13 protein-coding genes and 4 pseudogenes are annotated in these 16,813 nt (G+C 36.4%); 11 read left to right on the forward strand and 6 right to left on the reverse strand.

What is annotated here, in order from left to right:
• Nucleotides 1–91: 91 nt before the first annotated feature.
• Entirely contained in the window at nucleotides 92–673 is a 582-nt protein-coding gene (locus ACQKIM_RS13060) for a GNAT family N-acetyltransferase (RefSeq protein WP_427544519.1), read from the reverse strand.
• 174 nt (nucleotides 674–847) lie between these two features.
• On the opposite strand from ACQKIM_RS13060, the gene ACQKIM_RS13065 reads away from it, so the two are divergent.
• A complete protein-coding gene (locus tag ACQKIM_RS13065) occupies nucleotides 848–2,023 on the forward strand; it encodes an oxalate decarboxylase family bicupin (protein ID WP_427544647.1) in 1,176 nt (391 codons plus the stop codon).
• A gap of 47 nt (nucleotides 2,024–2,070) precedes the next feature.
• Here ACQKIM_RS13065 and ACQKIM_RS13070 read toward each other — a convergent pair whose 3' ends face one another.
• Nucleotides 2,071–3,222 (reverse strand): MFS transporter, encoded by a 1,152-nt coding sequence (locus ACQKIM_RS13070; protein ID WP_427544522.1) that lies wholly within the window; start codon nucleotides 3,220–3,222, stop codon nucleotides 2,071–2,073.
• Between the two features lie 96 nt (nucleotides 3,223–3,318).
• Here ACQKIM_RS13070 and yeiL point away from each other — a divergent pair, with 96 nt between their 5' ends.
• Nucleotides 3,319–3,981: a transcriptional regulator YeiL gene (gene yeiL, locus ACQKIM_RS13075; protein WP_427544525.1), complete on the forward strand. Its 663-nt coding sequence runs from the start codon at nucleotides 3,319–3,321 to the stop codon at nucleotides 3,979–3,981.
• A 376-nt stretch (nucleotides 3,982–4,357) separates the two neighbouring features.
• Here yeiL and ACQKIM_RS13080 read toward each other — a convergent pair whose 3' ends face one another.
• Entirely contained in the window at nucleotides 4,358–4,675 is a 318-nt protein-coding gene (locus ACQKIM_RS13080; protein ID WP_427544528.1) for a hypothetical protein, read from the reverse strand.
• 284 nt (nucleotides 4,676–4,959) lie between these two features.
• Here ACQKIM_RS13080 and ACQKIM_RS13085 point away from each other — a divergent pair, with 284 nt between their 5' ends.
• Entirely contained in the window at nucleotides 4,960–5,940 is a 981-nt protein-coding gene (locus tag ACQKIM_RS13085; protein WP_427544531.1) for a diaminopimelate dehydrogenase, read from the forward strand.
• 159 nt (nucleotides 5,941–6,099) lie between these two features.
• Here the strand turns inward: ACQKIM_RS13085 and ACQKIM_RS13090 are convergent, their stop codons facing one another.
• Entirely contained in the window at nucleotides 6,100–6,567 is a 468-nt protein-coding gene (locus tag ACQKIM_RS13090; protein ID WP_427544534.1) for an HIT family protein, read from the reverse strand.
• Nucleotides 6,568–6,792: 225 nt separating this feature from the next.
• On the opposite strand from ACQKIM_RS13090, the gene ACQKIM_RS13095 reads away from it, so the two are divergent.
• Both ACQKIM_RS13095 and ACQKIM_RS13100 read left to right on the forward strand, forming a co-directional pair.
• A complete protein-coding gene (locus ACQKIM_RS13095) occupies nucleotides 6,793–7,413 on the forward strand; it encodes an alpha/beta fold hydrolase (RefSeq protein ID WP_427544537.1) in 621 nt (206 codons plus the stop codon).
• Nucleotides 7,414–8,216: 803 nt separating this feature from the next.
• A pseudogene (locus ACQKIM_RS13100) lies at nucleotides 8,217–8,456 on the forward strand (alpha/beta fold hydrolase); the annotation flags it as partial.
• Between the two features lie 57 nt (nucleotides 8,457–8,513).
• On the opposite strand, the gene ACQKIM_RS13105 reads toward ACQKIM_RS13100, so the two are convergent.
• Both ACQKIM_RS13105 and ACQKIM_RS13110 read right to left on the reverse strand, forming a co-directional pair.
• Nucleotides 8,514–9,089 carry a hypothetical protein gene (locus tag ACQKIM_RS13105; protein ID WP_427544540.1) on the reverse strand — a complete coding sequence of 192 codons (576 nt, stop codon included), beginning with the start codon at nucleotides 9,087–9,089 and terminating at the stop codon, nucleotides 8,514–8,516.
• The gene (locus ACQKIM_RS13110) at nucleotides 9,086–9,637 is read right to left on the reverse strand and encodes a sigma-70 family RNA polymerase sigma factor (RefSeq protein WP_427544543.1); all 552 of its coding nucleotides are present in this window, start codon (nucleotides 9,635–9,637) and stop codon (nucleotides 9,086–9,088) included. The genes ACQKIM_RS13105 and ACQKIM_RS13110 overlap by 4 nt, the downstream gene beginning before the upstream one ends.
• A 697-nt stretch (nucleotides 9,638–10,334) precedes the next feature.
• On the opposite strand from ACQKIM_RS13110, the gene ACQKIM_RS13115 reads away from it, so the two are divergent.
• The 6 genes and pseudogenes from ACQKIM_RS13115 to ACQKIM_RS13140 all read left to right on the forward strand — a co-directional run bounded on the left by ACQKIM_RS13115 (nucleotide 10,335) and on the right by ACQKIM_RS13140 (nucleotide 16,674).
• On the forward strand, nucleotides 10,335–12,029 hold the full coding sequence (locus ACQKIM_RS13115) for a methyl-accepting chemotaxis protein (protein ID WP_427544546.1): 1,695 nt from the start codon (nucleotides 10,335–10,337) through the stop codon (nucleotides 12,027–12,029).
• 395 nt (nucleotides 12,030–12,424) lie between these two features.
• Nucleotides 12,425–12,676 (forward strand): annotated as a pseudogene (locus tag ACQKIM_RS13120) (site-specific integrase); the annotation flags it as partial.
• 9 nt (nucleotides 12,677–12,685) lie between these two features.
• Nucleotides 12,686–13,240 (forward strand): annotated as a pseudogene (locus tag ACQKIM_RS13125) (recombinase family protein).
• A gap of 418 nt (nucleotides 13,241–13,658) precedes the next feature.
• Nucleotides 13,659–14,618, forward strand: a complete 960-nt coding sequence (locus ACQKIM_RS13130) for an ETX/MTX2 family pore-forming toxin (RefSeq protein WP_427544549.1) — start codon at nucleotides 13,659–13,661, stop codon at nucleotides 14,616–14,618.
• A gap of 236 nt (nucleotides 14,619–14,854) precedes the next feature.
• Nucleotides 14,855–15,076: pseudogene (locus ACQKIM_RS13135) on the forward strand (transposase); the annotation flags it as partial.
• A 335-nt stretch (nucleotides 15,077–15,411) separates the two neighbouring features.
• Nucleotides 15,412–16,674 (forward strand): S-layer homology domain-containing protein, encoded by a 1,263-nt coding sequence (locus ACQKIM_RS13140; protein ID WP_427544552.1) that lies wholly within the window; start codon nucleotides 15,412–15,414, stop codon nucleotides 16,672–16,674.
• The last annotated feature ends 139 nt before the right edge of the window (nucleotides 16,675–16,813 follow it).

The following is a 16,813-nucleotide window of genomic DNA, read 5'->3' on the forward strand; positions in this document are numbered from 1 at the left end:
CCCTTAAATTTTTTGTGAGGCGAGCAAGCGATAGCGCGCTTAGATTTAAAGCAAAATCTCAATTTTCCCTGTCCATTTTCTTGACATAGTATCATGTATAATAATCCATTCCTTTAAAATCTAGATGTTCTTTAGGCGGGTTTGTTATGGAATATTGTTTAGTCATCCCAATTTTCTCTAAAATCCTTACCGAAGGAATATTTTGAGGAAATACCATTGTCACTATTTCATCTAATCTTAAGGTAGAAATACCATAATCTACTAAGGCTTTTGCCGCCTCAGTAGTAAGTCCTCTTCCTCTAAAAACTTTATTGAGATCATAATAGATTTCAATTTTTGTAGAATCTAAATCATAGGGACCAAGACTACAAAAACCAATAAAGCAATTTGATTCTTTCAAAATAATACCAAGATTTAATTTATAAATCTTCTCTAGGGTATTTTTATTATTGCAATCCATAGACCATTGTATTATTTCCTCAACTTCTTTTAGGGAAGGTGGGGTTTCAGGAATGTAGTCATAAAAATTTGGCTCCGATATTATGTTAAACAAATCTTTAATATCTTCCAATCGATAAGGTCTAATAATGAGTCTTTCGGTTTCGATTAACAAATTCTCGAAAATAGTCTGATTTTTGATTTCGCTATTCTCCTTTAATTCTCCTTTGTACATTTTCACACAGAACTAAAAATAACTATGTTTGTTAATATTGTCAAATTGTCACCTTGAGAAATGATATTTCCAAAGCGTTTGATGCTCATAAAAAAGAAAAAGAATAATCTAGATAGAGAATCCATACATTTTTAAATAACGATTTCTTTATGAAGAGGTGAATAATTGGAGAATATGCCAGAGGGCTATTTTTATGTTCCACAGCCTATTCGAGATGATGGAGCGGGAGGGGTGGATAAAGGGCCAAGGGATATTATGAGGGATCTAGAAAATCCAGATATGCTAGTCCCTCCAATAACAGATGCTGGGCTTATCCCAAATCTAAAATTCTCTTTTTCTGATACACATATGACCTTAAATAAGGGCGGCTGGTCACGAGAAATTACTGTGCGTGATTTGCCAATTGCCAAGACATTGGCAGGGGTTAATATGAGTTTGACACCTGGTGGCGTACGTGAGCTACATTGGCATCAACAGGCAGAATGGTCCTATATGCTTCTAGGTCATGCCCGTATTACAGCAGTTGATCAGGATGGCAGAAATTTTATTGCGGATGTTGGACCCGGGGATTTATGGTATTTCCCACCTGGAATTCCTCATTCGATACAGGGTCTTGAGGACGGCTGTGAATTCCTACTAGTATTTGATGATGGGAATTTCTCAGATCTTAATACATTTTCAATATCCGATTGGTTTGCGCATACACCTAAAGATGTGCTGTCAGCCAATTTCGGCGTTCCTATTAGCGCTTTTGACCATATTCCAACTGAACAAGTCTATATTTATCAAGATAAGGTGCCAGGACCTATCGAAACACAAAAGGTACAATCTCCATATGGTAAAGTTCCTCAAAGTTTCAAACATCGATTACTTTCACAACCCCCCATTAAAACACCAGGTGGCAGTGTTAGAATTGTGGATTCCTCTAACTTCCCTATTTCCAAAAATATTGCAGCAGCACTTGTAGAAATTGAGCCAGGCGCAATGCGAGAATTACATTGGCATCCAAATAATGACGAATGGCAATATTATCTACAAGGAAAGGGGCGTATGACTGTGTTTGCCGCTAATGGTACGGCTAGAACATTCGATTATCGTGCAGGAGATGTCGGTTATGTGCCATTTGCCAACGGTCATTATATTGAGAATACAGGAACAGAAACATTATGGTTCCTCGAAATGTTTAAAAGCAACCGTTTTCAGGATGTGTCATTAAATCAATGGATGGCGCTGACCCCATCAGAGCTGGTGCAAAGCAATTTACATGTCGGACCGGATCTCCTTGAGGTTTTGAGAAAGGAAAAGTGGCCGGTCGTAAAATATCCAGGATTTTCTTACTATCCAAGATAAAACAATCAGGTGAAGAAAGATAAAGTGTCTTTCCCACCTGATTGGTTTTAATATTGGTATTTATTTCTAGTTGCAAGCAAAATTGCGATAGCCGGCACAGTACAAATCAGCATTGCCCCAAAGGATAGACCTGGGGAAATTTCGTATAAATAACCACCTAAAAATGTAAGGATGGCTGTACTTAATCCCATTGCTAATGCTGAATAAAGTCCTTGAGCATTTGGGATTTGTTCCTTTGGTAATATTTTAGTCAAATAGCCAATAAAGGCAAAATGCGCAAGGGCAAATGACAATGCATGCAAGGTTTGAGATGCGATAAATACCCAAACATTGGGAAATAAATAGATAAGTAACCAGCGCAAGGAAGAACCACTTGCTGCTAAAAGCAATAAAGAGGATGAGCGCCATTTTGTAAATAACGTATCCGCCTTCATAAAGTATAAAATTTCACAAATAACCGCTATGTTTATAATCATCCCCATATAGAACGGATCGACATGTAAATCACCTAAATAAATATAACCGTAGCTATAATAAGAAGCATGTGCACCTTGCAATAGGATGACGATGAATAAAACAATAGGGAAGCCTTTAATAGTCCATAGTGTTTTCATCGACAGCGATTTTGCTCGTTGTTCTTTTGTCGGTACCACAAGCAATACTTTTGGTGTCGCTAGCTGTTGCATCAACAGCATACCGACTAGACCAATGACCATACTCCAGAAGATAACTTCCTTGCCAAATACACCTGTTAACATACTAATAATTAACACCGCAATAACAAATCCGAAAGATCCATATGAACGACTTTTACCATAGTGAACATTTCCGTTCTGGACTAATGTAGCAGCACTACTTTCGACGGCAGGTAGAAGAGCTGGGTAAAAAACGCTAAATAATATAGTAACAGTTAAAAGCATACTAAAGCTTGTGCTTGGTAAGTAAAGTAATGTTGTTATAAGTGCACCTATCGCTAGAATTGTAATAAGTCTTTTATTGTGTACATACTTAGCAAGGGTTGGGAAGAAAAACAGATTTGAAGTTGCCCGAGCTAAAAGACCACAGCCCATCACAACACTTGCCTGTGAGACAGTAAGATGCTTGACATCTACGAGCCAGCCTGTCCAGTAGGGTAAGAAAATACCCCAAGTAATAAAGAATGCAAAGAAGTTCTGAGAAAGCCATCGTTGATTATTCATAAATTTACCGTACCTCCATTAACTATGTTGAATAATAGCACGTTCGTCGGTACAATAATGTGAGATATCTCATATTTTTTAGGAGAGAGTAAAAAAATGCACATACTGACAGCTAATAAACGCTTACATTATCTAGAAAAATACCCGATCCATGATTTCTTTTCATTTGATATTTATCCTTATCTTGAAGTATGTCAATTTGACAATGGGGAATGGATTTTTAAAGAAGGATCATTTCCAGATACGCTTTACTACATGGTGGAGGGGAAAGCAAAGCTATATATGACCCATAAAAATGGTAAGGTTTCTCTTATTGAGTATTTAGAGGCACCACGTTTTATGGGGGAAATTGAGCTGTTAAATGAAGCAAGATATACTAAAGGGATTCAAACGGTAACAGAGACTATTTGCTTCTCTATTACACAGGCATGTAAAGAAAAACTCCTGGCTGATGCCCTTTTTTTACGGAGACTCTGCGTGTTTTTAGGAGAAAAGGCGACAAATATGACAGCTAAATATACGCAAAATCTGGCATATCCTTTCGAAAATCGTTTAGCTGCCTTTATTCAATTATCTGCAGATCAAGGTATCTATAAAGAAAGGCATACAGAAATCAGTGAATATTTGGGCGTTTCCTATCGGCACCTATTATATGTTTTGGCTCAATTTTGTGATGAAAAGATTCTAGCAAAGAAAAAGAATGGTTATCACATTATTGATGAGGAGCGTCTTCACCGATTGGCCCAGGAAATTCAGTAATTCTAAGTTTAAATAGTTATTACCACCAATTGAGAAATTTTTAAAAAAATAAAAAGGCAACAGTTAATACTCTTTAATTTTGCAATCTTTTTCTATATTTCCTTACAGCAGGCATATATCTAAGTTGTTAGAGGTTCGTAAAATAAAAATTACAGCACATAATGAAGCCATTGAAATGTTAACTAGTTATGAAGGATAGTGAAAATGTTAGCAAAGTGATTGAGGAAATAGCAGCGGTAACTGAGCAAGTGGCGGCTTCAGCGGAGCATCTTCAGACAGTTACGGAGAGTATGCAATAGCTTGCAGTAACCGCTGATAAATTTGAGGAATTAATTAGATTTTATCAGCCAAGATCTGAAAATGAATTTAACAGACTTCAAATAAAGAGGTCAAGCTTATTATATTCACTTTTTTTAACCAACCAGCGAGCAATTTCCTTGCCGCTACAATAAAAGCTAACTTCATTGATTCTTTGTTTTTGTGGGGTAATGTTGAGGGTATTTTCCAAAACGTCAAAAGGAATAATGCCTGTACAATAATGCGTGTAGAGTGAGAATGGCTTATGCTTTACCTCAGTGGAAGTTGAAAATGTAGTATCATGTGATTTTCCAGATTTCTGTGCATTTTGGAATGGACAAGCAAGTAATGCTCCTTGTTCCCATGGTGTACTTGGTGAGTAACAATTACTTTTCATTCATCATGCCCCCTTTTGTCGTTAGTTTTATTGTACAAGATACCTGTCTTAAAAAGTCTTTATTTACAAGGCTTTAACGAAAACTTAAAGGTTAGTAACATGAAGTAGTAATTTGTAACCGTATTCATGCCGTTGAACGATAAAAATCATAGAAAACTGATATAATTTATCAAGCAAAAACAGATACTCAAACTATTGTGAATTTTTCTAACACAAAGTATTATTGTAAGTAGATTTAACGTGAAGTTTTTCACATAGTCACGTAATCTTGAGGAGGAATTTTAATGAGTGCAATTCGAGTAGGTATTGTAGGATATGGAAATTTAGGACGCGGGGTGGAATACGCTATTTCACAAAATCCAGATATGGAATTAGTAGCGGTATTTACTCGTCGTGACCCTTCAACAGTAAACGTTGCAAGTAATGCAAAAGTGTATGTAGTGGATGATGCTGAAAAATTCCAAAATGACATTGATGTAATGATTTTATGTGGGGGTTCTGCAACAGATTTACCAGAGCAAGGTCCACACTTTGCACAATGGTTTAATACAATTGATAGCTTTGATACACATGCGAAAATTCCTGAATATTTTGAAACGGTAGATGCGGCAGCACAACAATCTGGTAAAGTTTCAGTCATTTCAGTTGGTTGGGATCCAGGTTTATTCTCATTAAATCGTGTACTTGGTGAGGCTGTACTTCCAGTAGGTACAACATATACATTCTGGGGAGACGGTTTAAGCCAAGGGCATTCAGATGCTGTACGTCGTATCGAAGGTGTAAAAAATGCTGTACAATATACATTACCAATTAAAGATGCTGTAGAGCGTGTTCGTAACGGTGAAAATCCTGAGCTGACAACACGTGAAAAACATGCCCGTGAATGCTGGGTTGTACTTGAAGACGGTGCGGATGCAGCAAAAATTGAACAAGAAATTGTGACTATGCCAAACTATTTCGATGAATATAATACAACTGTTAATTTCATTTCTGAAGATGAATTTAAAGCGAACCATACTGGTATGCCACACGGTGGTTTTGTGATCCGCAGTGGTGAAAGTGGTGCTAATGATAAACAAATTCTTGAATTCTCATTAAAACTTGAAAGTAATCCTAATTTCACGTCTAGTGTTCTAGTAGCCTACGCACGTGCAGCCTATCGTTTAAGCCAAGCTGGCGACAAAGGTGCGAAAACAGTATTCGATATTCCATTCGGTCTGTTATCACCTAAAACTGCTGCTGAATTACGTAAAGAGCTATTATAATTTTGTATCGTTTATTACCTCGATTATCTCACTACCGATAATCGAGGTTTTTTATTTTACTGTAAAATGAAAGTGGTGGTTAGAATCTCTCCTTAGCCGAGCTGTATGGGACAAATAATTCTTCGAGCGGACCCCCCGTTTGAATTTAAATTCATTGTGTTAGATGTTTTCTTGTATCCATAAACGTAACTTTTCCGCATACAAGGGGCGCTCATTAGGTTCTGTGTAGTAACCTTTTGTCATGTAAAGATTATCAGCATTATATCTTGGGTATACATGAAGATGATAATGCCATACATCTTGATTTCCTGCAGGCTCATTATGCTGTCGCGTGGAAATCCCATCACAACCGTATGTATTTTTCATTGCAAATGCTGTTAATTGAGCAACACGATGGATTTCAGCAGCCATTTCTATTGGAAGTTCAAAAATATTTTCAAAATGTTCGTTTGGAACAACTAGAACATGTCCTTTATTATTTGGCCACCATTTACTCGCAATAAATGCTGTTACATGTTTATTTTGATAAATAATGTCTCTTTGTTTTGTACCATTATTTTGTTTTTCTTTACCTGATATAATTCTACAAAATGGGCACTCATAATCTTTTGGTTTATGAGAATACAAACTAGACACCTCTTCTTCCTTTAAATATTTTTATGCAATTATGGGAATATTTGTTCATTGTTTTATTATATAAGAAAATCACAAAGAAGATATACAAATAATACATCTAACCACTTTTAATATCGATAAAATGGCTCCTCAATTTTAATTATTATCTAACGATTTTTTGAAAAATTGGGTATAGATGATATATTAGTGGAAACAACATTTTTTGGAGGAACAACTATGCCATTTTGCCAGATAAGTAAGGCTAATATTTACTATGAAATGATTGGAGAGGGAAAGCCAATCGTTATGCTTCATGGATTTTCGCCAGATCATAGATTAATGAAGGGGTGTATGGAGCCGGTTTTCTTCAAAAGAGAAGGCTGGAAACGAATCTATATTGACCTTCCGGGAATGGGGGAGACGACAGACTATGAAGAAATTAATAACTCTGATGAGATGTTAAAGGCTGTAGTTGAGGTAATCTATTCCTTAATTCCAAATGAACCCTATCTTTTAGTAGGGGAATCCTATGGTGGTTATTTAGTTCGAGGAATCATGAGGGATTATCAAGAAGAAATATTAGGGGCTGCATTTATTTGTCCGTTGATTATTCCAGAAAAACAAAGAAGAACAGTGCCAGAACAAAGTATTATTCTGTCCGATAAAGAATTTATTTCGACATTGACGAAGCAGGAGCTAGAAGATTATAGCTCCTATCTAGTTGTTTTAGATGAACATCATTGTACCCGATACATGAATGAAGTAGTAGCAGGACAAGAAAAAGCAGACGCGGAATTTTTGGAAAAAATTCAGCAAAACTATAGTTTTCATGTTGTTGAAATACTATTATGTCAATGACATCAAGGTGACAAATTAAAAAGTATAGCCCTTTTTCAAAACGAGGGGTTGATCTACGTTCCGACTGAGTGCTTTCCTGGGGGCGTCCGATGAGCCGCTTGGGGCAACAGGAGGTTGGTCACGAAGGCGTTGTCACAGGACGTGACGGTTTTAGCCTTCGTTCCCCTAATTTGCTCGCTCCAGGGTCTCATCTGTGACGCTGAATCCCCGAGGAGTCACTCAGTCTACACTCCAATCAACCTTTGCTCATAGTATTTTCTCCTGGCAATACACAAATATATAGTGATAAATTTGAAGTCTTACCCATCACTAGATTGTGCAAAAATGGAGTTTTAATAACATTTTTCTATGCGAAAGCAGAGCAGTACTTTATGTAAAGTTACAAAGTAGTTTTATGCATAAAATGTAGGTTAATAGCTGTAGAATTGCACCAATATCTTATCCATTTAATGATGGTGAGTAACATACTTTTACTTTACTTTTGAGGGAAGAAAATATTTAAAGTTCTACACTATTGTTGATTGGAGTGCAAGGCTACTCGACTCCCGTGGGATAGCGAGACAGACGAGAAACTGAGGCCAACATGATGTTGGTCACGAAGGCGTTGTCACAGGACGTGACGCATTTAGTCTTCGTTCCTCCAGCGCAGGAAGCGGCTCGTCGCTCGCCCACAGGAAGCCTTGCTCTGCGCGAAAGCGAAGCGTCAGCGGCAAAGCGAGTAGCCTGAAACGGAGATCACTTTCATTCGACTTAGGAGTGTTCACAAAGAGTCCCTTGACCATTTAGTTTTTCAACACTATGAAAACTATAGTTTTTCCTTTCCTGTTGATGAAATGCTATTTGAAAAACCATGCTTATTTTTGCTGGGTAAACAGGATTCTATGGTTGGATATAAGGATGCGTTTGATATTATTGAAAAGTTCCCAAGAGCAAGCTTCACGATTTTAGATAAGGCTGGTCATAACTTGCAAATCGAACAAGCGAATTTGTTTAATAGCCTCATCGATGAATGGTTGGATAGAGTAGAGGAATTTACCGATTAAAAAGGGAATCCTTTGAATTTATTCACTCAATAAATTCAAAGGATTCGTTCCTGTATTTCACTTCTCATTAGAGTCTATCTCAATTTTTATTGTTTCCAGTCTATCTTTTGTGATATTGCCCTCTTTATCCATTGTATGAACGATTGGTGTGATGAATATTGAGGATGCATTAGCCTGAAAATTATTTAGTATTACTTTACCATTTGAGTAATTATCAGTTATTTTATTTGTGGTTGTTTCGGATGTGTCATAATAATGATTTTCAAAGTTATCAACAATGTCTAAAGTTATGAATTCAGTAGCAAAATCTAAATCACAGCTAAAGTAAATAGATGCTGTATTTTCTGAAATTGAAATACGATTAAAAATAAATTCATGCTGTTTTGAAAAGAGTTTTTCAGATAAAGTTACATCCTTAATTGGTAATATAGATGCCATAGATGGAAAATTCACTAAGCTAGCTGAACAAATTCCAATTGCAAGAATGGAGGCAATGGTCCATTTACGGATTTTCTTTCGCCTGAATTGCTTCTGTAAAACGGTGTTTAAAACCTTTTGCTTCTCATTTTTTGAAACCACTACTGGCGTTATATCATCTATATCCAACTGTAAAAAGATTTTTTCTTTATTCATGTCCAACACTCCTGTAATTTAGGATTTTTAGCAAGCTTTTTCTTTCCTCGATATAAGCGACTCTCCACTGCAGATTTTGAAATATGTAGAATTTCTGCTATCTCGTTATTTGTATATTCAAGGTAATACCTCATTAAAAATAGTTCTCTATCTAAATCAGGTAGATGCATGATTTCAAGAAGTAATTGCTCTTTCGCATACATTTTATCAAGCTGTTGTTCAATATTATCTGGTGCGATAAGAGGAGGAATATTTTCCATAGGTAATGTCGTTAGTTGCTTTTGCTGTTTTCTGTAAAGATCAATCGCTTTATATTTAGTAATCATTCCTATCCATCTTTTAAAATCAGCTTCCTCCCCAATAAAATAATTACTTTTTTGCCAAATAAGTAGGAATACGTCATTTACACATTCCTCAGCTAACATATAATCTGATGGTTTTTCTAAAATTTTTAGAGTAATTGCCTTTATAAATCCTAAATAGTGATCAACAACATATTTCAATGCTTTTTCATCATGTCGTTGAAGACGTTGGATAAAATCATTCATTTTTTCACTCCTTATGATCGTTATACATACTATAACGAAAATTTTGTGGAACACTCGCGCAAAAATGGAAAATTTCCTTTGTAAATATCTAGTTTTTTGTCACTCTTAAGCTAAATAAAAATGCCAAAGCGTTGATTTAAACAACATTTTGGGCATTTTAAGTGTCTTATTTTTTATAAAATAGGAACAGCCCAAATACCTTGGAATCGGAATTTTCTGTTATTAATGGGCTAACAGTGACTTAATGTGGATTTTTTGCTAATGGAGATTTACTTATTTATGAGAGACTATTTTTTATCTTCAGCAAATCAAACTTCTAATATAGTTCTGTTATTCATATCTTTATATTATGAGTTTCTTTTCTTACTATATTATCTAAAAACAACTCTTCCAAATAAATACCCTATTACAGCTCCTAAACTAGCAGTAAATACTTGAAAGTCTGGTAAAAAGCATGCCAAAAATTACACCTATAGCACAACCAAAAATCATCCCTAATGATATTAAACTATCTATTAAATCATTAGTATCACTAGATTTGCCACAATATCCATCAATAAAAAACCGTTGATATTTGTAAAATATATTAATTTATTGATAATGTATTGAAACTATTATTAGAATCATGTTTAATTAACGTGATTTACATTTTATACATATTATTCCTACAAGCTATTTAAGAAAGGAGAGAGAGATTTTGCACACATTTAAAATTAGTACAAAATTTAATTTGCTTTTAGTGGTGGTCATTATATGTTTAAGCATTATGATTGGCGTTGTTTCCTATGTGCAAGTGAAGGATATTATGCGCAATAATTTCGAGCAAAGTATAACGCATATTTCTAAGGTTGGTTATCTGCTGCTTGAAGAACGATTTAAGGGAGACTGGGCAATAAAAGATGGAGAGCTTTATAAAGGCAATGCAAAAATAGTTGACGAAGTGGATTTTGTAGATGAGGTAGGAGAAAGCATCGAAGGCGGTGTGACGATTTTTCAAGGAACCAAAGGGCTGATTACTAATTTACAGCTTAATGGTGATCGCTTAGTTGGCAAGGATGCTGACCCGAAAGTTATTGAAGAGGTAATGAAGAAAGGCAATACATTTATAGGTGAAGCTGATGTTGTTGGGACAAAATATTTAACACTCTACGCACCCATAAAAGATGCTAATGGAGACATTATAGGGATGTGGTTTGTTGGTGAGACGATAGATGAGGTTCAACAAATTATTTTCGCATTTATCGGCAAGCTGTTTATTGTCATGTTAATAGGAGCCGCCATTGCGACTTTGGGTAGTTTCCTTTTCACAAGAGCATTTGTAAGACCACTTAAGGAAATGAATCGTCAACTTCGAGATATTGCAGAAGGGGAAGGGGATCTAACAAAACAGCTACAAATTAATTCGAAGGATGAAGCAGGTGAGCTTGCACAATCCTTCAATAAAATGCTGACAAGTTTAAAGAGCTTAATGCAACAGATTGCCGAAACATCTCATCAGGTTGATTTATCCTCTGATACTTTAACATCCCAATCAGATCAATCAGCGGAAATGACAAGAGCATTAGCCTCAACGCTACAAGATTTAGCACAAGGCTCTAGAACGACATTACATACTACAGCGGAGAACTTAACGGCTATGCAGGAAATGGCCATTGGTATTCAGCAAGTGGCTGAAACTGCTTCAACAGTGTCAGATGCTGCTGATGTAATGGGGCAAGAGGCAGCGCAAGGAAATGATTCCTTGAATCGTGTAATGTCGCAAATGACAATTATAAATGATTCTTCTGATCATGTAGAGAAGCAGGTACGAATATTAGGTGAACAATCACAACAAATAGGCAATATTGTTGATGTGATAACTAGTATTGCAGATCAAACGAACTTACTTGCTTTAAATGCTGCGATTGAAGCAGCACGGGCAGGGGAACAAGGAAAGGGCTTTGCCGTAGTAGCAGATGAGGTACGAAAATTAGCAGAGCAATCGAAGCAATCAGCAGACCAAATTGCGGTCCTTATACAATCGATTCAACACGACACTACCAATGTGATTACAGCTATTTCGAGTAATACGAAGGAAACTGCTGCAGGTATGGAAGTTGTTGATGAAACAAAAGAGGCCTTCCAAAAAATTATGCAGTCCATAGAAGGAGTAAGTTCGCAGCTTCATGACATTTCTGCGGTGACAGAGCAGATGTCAGCAAGCATTGAAGAAGTGACCGCTTCCACAGAGGAAATGGCTCGTATTGCTAGTAGTGCAACAGATAGTTCTGAACATGTAACAGTCACTGCTAAGGAGCAATTAGCCTCGATAGAACATATGGCTTCTACAGCTAAGGAAATGGCTCAGCAGGCAGATGAGCTTCAGGGCTTATTAAAGAAATTTCATTACTAAGACTAAACAATCAGGCTGCAACGCTGCGTGGTGAAACTAAACATATAGAACATGATAACCTAACAGTCGCCCAATGGCTAGATATTGGTTCGAGTTAAATAAAGGTAAATGGAAACCTGCTACCATTACCCAACATGAGGGCTTTATAAAGCTATTTTAAGCCTTTTCTTGGCTCTTACAAGTTGAAAAAACTTGAAAAGGTTATTTATCAAACGGTATTTATTAATGTGCTACAGGACAAGTTAAAACCTTCTACAATACGTGCCCTGCATTCAATTTTTAAGATTGCTATCAATGCAGCGGTAACAGAGGAAATCCTATTACGCAATAAATTAAATGGAGTCGCTCCCCCTTCTCTAAGAGATATATAAACAGAAAAAAATTATCTCACGCCTAGTCAACTTAGTGTATTGCTAGATCATATTAAGCAACATGAGGATATTGCCTACTATTGCTTATTCTTAACAATTGCTTATACAGGTATGCGTAAAGGTGAGGCATTGGGGCTTCAATGGCGAAATATCGACTTTACCAATCAAACGATAACTATTGAGCGAACTAGAGGGAATAACGGTATAGGATCAACGAAAACAAAAAATAGTGAACGTACCATAAAAGTAGATGATATGGTGGTGCAGCAGCTATAGAGCTATCGAATGGCTGTTAAAGCGTTAATTGGATATGCACGTGTGTCAACAGGATACAAAATTTAGATTTACAAACAGATGCGTTAACACAACATGGTTGTACAAAAATTTTTCACGATAAAATAAGTGGGGCAAAAAAACAACGTCCAGGTTTAGAGGAAGTACTTCGGTATGCACGTGAAGGCGACACCATTGTCGTTTGGCGATTGGACTGACTAGGACGTAACATGCAAGATTTGATTTAAATTGTGAACAGCTTAAATGAACGTGGTGTTGGCTTTCATAGTCTTCAAGAAAATCTAACTATGGACAAAAGTAATGCAACGGGGCAATTAATGTTTCACTTGTTCGCAGCATTTGCGGAATTTGAATGTAATCTAATCGAAGAACGCTCTGTTGCAGGTTGAGCAGCTGCAAAGTCGCGTGAACGTCCGGGAGAAGTATGGACCAAAAGATATTGAAATGATGAAGGCTTTAATTGAAAGTGGTACACCGATTAAAGATGTTGCAGAAAGGTGGGGCGTGTCTCGGACGACGATTTATCGCTATTTAGAAAAAGAGTAAATCGGATTATGAGCGCATCGATCAAGCCCGATCTGGTCAAAGCCTTAACCTTGTCTAGCCAATGTCCGAAGTCTGCTTTGAACTAAGAAAAATAGCTGAAAAGCCGATCCAATCATATTTCTCGTAATCTAAAAAAGCCATTAGTTCTGTTTCGCTGTTTCTAAATTCATACAGAAAAAATTGGGTGTGGTGACTAATTCAAACAAGAAAAGGTCTTACGTTTTTGTTGACTTATTCATTAAAAAGAAATTTTTATACTTTCAATCAAAATCAACTGAAAAGTGTATTATTATAATATGTTAATAATTACAAAATATAGGAGATAGCAAACAACCAACAAGATTTATGCATCACCTCTCTATATAACAAAAATCTAGATGGTTCAAAATTTTATAAAAAAATAAAAGGTGGGAAATTTATGACAATCGTTGATATTGAACAAAAAGCTTATGAAGAGTTGAAATGGTATGCTACTAGAAAATTTAAAGTACAACCTAATTCATTTAAAAACCCTAGTTTATATAGTTGGAATATTAAGAATGTAGACGCTGTGCCAGATATAGTTAATATTAGATCTAATCCTAAAATATTGTTAACATCTGTTCAAGTTTTATCAAATGATACAAGTATACAGCAATCTCAAACTATTAAGTTTTCACAAAAGTGTACAGAGACTACTACAACAAGTACCACAACAGGATATAAGATTGGCACAAGTATTAAATCTACTACTAAAGGTAAAATAAAAGTAGGGTTTTTAATAGCTGGAGAGATTGAACAAAGTGTAGAAGTATCTTTAACAGGTGAATATAATCATAGCACTACTAAAACTACTACAAGTACTCATGAAGAATTATGGGAGTATACTCAACCTGTACTAGTTCCTGCTAGAAGTAAAGTTATCGCTACATTTTATATTATGGGAGGTCCTGTTACGATCCCTATGACCTTATCTGCTAATATTTCTGGAACTGGAGTCTCACCAAAAGGAAGTCCTTATCATCTATCCAAAATATATTTTAAAGAACAAAATTTTTCAAATAATTCTTCGTTATCAGCTAGGGCATCGGTCCTTTATAATCCGAACTGGTCAGGGTATTCTCCTGTGTTTACAGGAGTAGGAGAGAATTATTCATTAAATGTAGAAGGCGCATCAGTTAGTGCAAATACAGTTGGCTTATATTCCTATGTAGAATTCAAAGAATATCCATTATCTGCTGATACTGTTGATATTGATGCTGTTCCAATGAGAGAATATTATTCTACTCCAATTCTTAGAAATGGTACGCCTGCTCTTATTCCGACGGATTCATTTAACCCATATTCAAGATTTGCCTCTGTAGATCATAATGCACATTCAATGAGTAAAGAGGAGTGAAATAATTTATTTATTAAAACAGCCAGATTTCCCTAATTGGAGATTTGGCTGTTTTTATTTGTAAAAAAACAGTTTCTTAAATCGTTTCGATCAAGCCAGGTGCATCCTGTAGCGTCTGATCCGGCCAATTCCTGAAGTTTGCTTTTGACCACCCAAACACCAGGTACCCAAGATTATTTGTATGTAAAAAAAGTCTACTCTAAAATTTTCGATAAAGAAGATAAGTAAATATTTAGTTGTGCTTTTTATCATTATGTTGCCTAAAAGTCTGGCTTAAACGTTATCAATTTCACATAAGTGGCATGGTTTCAAAGATTGCCGAAAAGGTGATTGTCTGTGAGAAAGACATGGTAGATACAATCATTTCACCTTTCTCAAACGGCATTATGGAGAGCACAAATAATAAAATAAAGCTCATCAAAAGGCGTGGATTTGGCTACGTAAATGATGATCATCTTTTCCTTTGTTTACGTTTGGAAACAGGTCATTGAATTTGTCATCCCCGGAATTTGGTGATGATCCGGTTTTTCCCAAAAAATTTCATATTATGGGTTAACTAATATTTTCATCCTCTGAGGTGTAGAGTCTTTTTTTGCGAATATCTTATTTCAAAGAAGGATGATATATGAAAACTTCATTTTAAAGTTGTAATTTTAAACTTTGGTTCTTTGACAAATTTGTTTTTCAACACTTGATGAAACCATTAAGGTTTCATTAAGAAAAGTCGATTGAAATTAATGCAAACTTATAATGTATTACGCATTAAGATAGTAAAAGAAAAGGAGAATCGAAAATGGGTATCAAAAATAATTATGTAAAAGCAACAGTAGGTGTCACACTAGCTGTCAGTTCTGTTCCTATGTTTGCACCTACTTACGCACAGGCAACCACCTTTTCGGATGTCCCCCAATCTGCCTATTTCTATGACGCAGTGCATGCATTAGCTGAACGAGAAATTGTGAAAGGGTATGTGGATCATACATTTAAGCCTAATGTAGCGGCTACACGTGGACAAATAGCGAAAATTTTGGCCGGTATATTGGGGCTGGATACGAATGATGTAGTGGATCCAGGATTTACCGATGTTTTGCCTAGCGATTCCTATTATGGGGCGATTGCGGCCTTAGCACAGGCGGGCATTATTAGTGGCTATGAGGATCATACGTTCCGCATGAATGAACCACTTCAGCGCAATCATCTAGCAAAAATTTTGGTGAAAGCATTTCATTTACAATCACCAGAAGGCGCGATCATGCCGTTAATGGATGTGAGTAAGGAATATAAGGACTATATTCTGCCGCTTTATACAAATGGGATCACAACAGGGAGAACAGCGACCCAATTTGATGGTGGGTCGTACGTTACACGCGGGCAACTAGCGGTCTTTGTCATGCGAACAGAGGCAGTCGTCCAATTAACGGCGAACGAGGAAGAGACACCAAATACCGATCCGAACGCTTTAACTGAATCTTATCCAGAGCCAGAACCGGAACTAAATTTAACCTTTACACTGTCAATTGAAGGCATGGCAGAAATTTTTTCAACTGATAAGGAATATGAACTGATGACATCGGCTGTTATTGCGAAGATGTATTTGGAGGGGGATGTTGTAAAAATCACCTTTGTTTCAGAAGAAGCCATTCCGAAAGAGCCGTTTAAAGTAAAGATTCAAAATGTCGAGTATGAATTTAAATTTAATGTGAATGGAAATACATGGGTCGGGAATAAATTTAAGGAATCTGTTTCGCCAGTCCCAGAGTCAAGACCAACACCAGATCCAGCAACATCTCCGCCGAGTACGATTTCAGTAATAGATATCTCACTGAACGTTACAGCCGCAACGATCAATCAAGGGGAAACGGCGCAATTGACGGCATCCATCTTACCAGCAAATGCAACAAATAAAAATGTGACATGGACTTCCTCGGATTCGAAAGTTGCAACGGTAGATAGCCGAGGTAAAGTGACTGCGATTGGTGTAGGGAACGCAACCATCACAGCGAAAACAGCAGATGGAGCGAAAACAGCAACAGTAACTTACACGGTAACCCCTTAAGAAAAATAAACGAAACGTTACTCGATAAGTCTGAACAGATGAAACGAGTGGGTTTAGCAACATCGCTAAATCTAACGATGAAGAAGAAAGGGTTGGTGAATGGCCAATCTCTATCTAACAGTCAGCAGATAGAAGCCTA

Source organism: Lysinibacillus sp. NPDC047702, from assembly GCF_050272555.1.
In the GTDB taxonomy this organism is placed as follows: Bacteria; Bacillota; Bacilli; order Bacillales_A; family Planococcaceae; genus Lysinibacillus.

What these genes read in the sequence shown, in the direction of transcription:
- ACQKIM_RS13060 (WP_427544519.1), bottom strand. Translation starts at nt 673, where the DNA reads ATGTACAAAGGAGAATTAAAGGAGAATAGCGAAATCAAAAATCAGACT.
- ACQKIM_RS13065 (WP_427544647.1), top strand. Translation starts at nt 848, where the DNA reads ATGCCAGAGGGCTATTTTTATGTTCCACAGCCTATTCGAGATGATGGA.
- ACQKIM_RS13130 (WP_427544549.1), top strand. Translation starts at nt 13,659, where the DNA reads ATGACAATCGTTGATATTGAACAAAAAGCTTATGAAGAGTTGAAATGG.
- ACQKIM_RS13105 (WP_427544540.1), bottom strand. Translation starts at nt 9,089, where the DNA reads ATGAATAAAGAAAAAATCTTTTTACAGTTGGATATAGATGATATAACG.
- yeiL (WP_427544525.1), top strand. Translation starts at nt 3,319, where the DNA reads ATGCACATACTGACAGCTAATAAACGCTTACATTATCTAGAAAAATAC.
- ACQKIM_RS13140 (WP_427544552.1), top strand. Translation starts at nt 15,412, where the DNA reads ATGGGTATCAAAAATAATTATGTAAAAGCAACAGTAGGTGTCACACTA.
- ACQKIM_RS13095 (WP_427544537.1), top strand. Translation starts at nt 6,793, where the DNA reads ATGCCATTTTGCCAGATAAGTAAGGCTAATATTTACTATGAAATGATT.
- ACQKIM_RS13110 (WP_427544543.1), bottom strand. Translation starts at nt 9,637, where the DNA reads ATGAATGATTTTATCCAACGTCTTCAACGACATGATGAAAAAGCATTG.
- ACQKIM_RS13080 (WP_427544528.1), bottom strand. Translation starts at nt 4,675, where the DNA reads ATGAAAAGTAATTGTTACTCACCAAGTACACCATGGGAACAAGGAGCA.
- ACQKIM_RS13070 (WP_427544522.1), bottom strand. Translation starts at nt 3,222, where the DNA reads ATGAATAATCAACGATGGCTTTCTCAGAACTTCTTTGCATTCTTTATT.
- ACQKIM_RS13085 (WP_427544531.1), top strand. Translation starts at nt 4,960, where the DNA reads ATGAGTGCAATTCGAGTAGGTATTGTAGGATATGGAAATTTAGGACGC.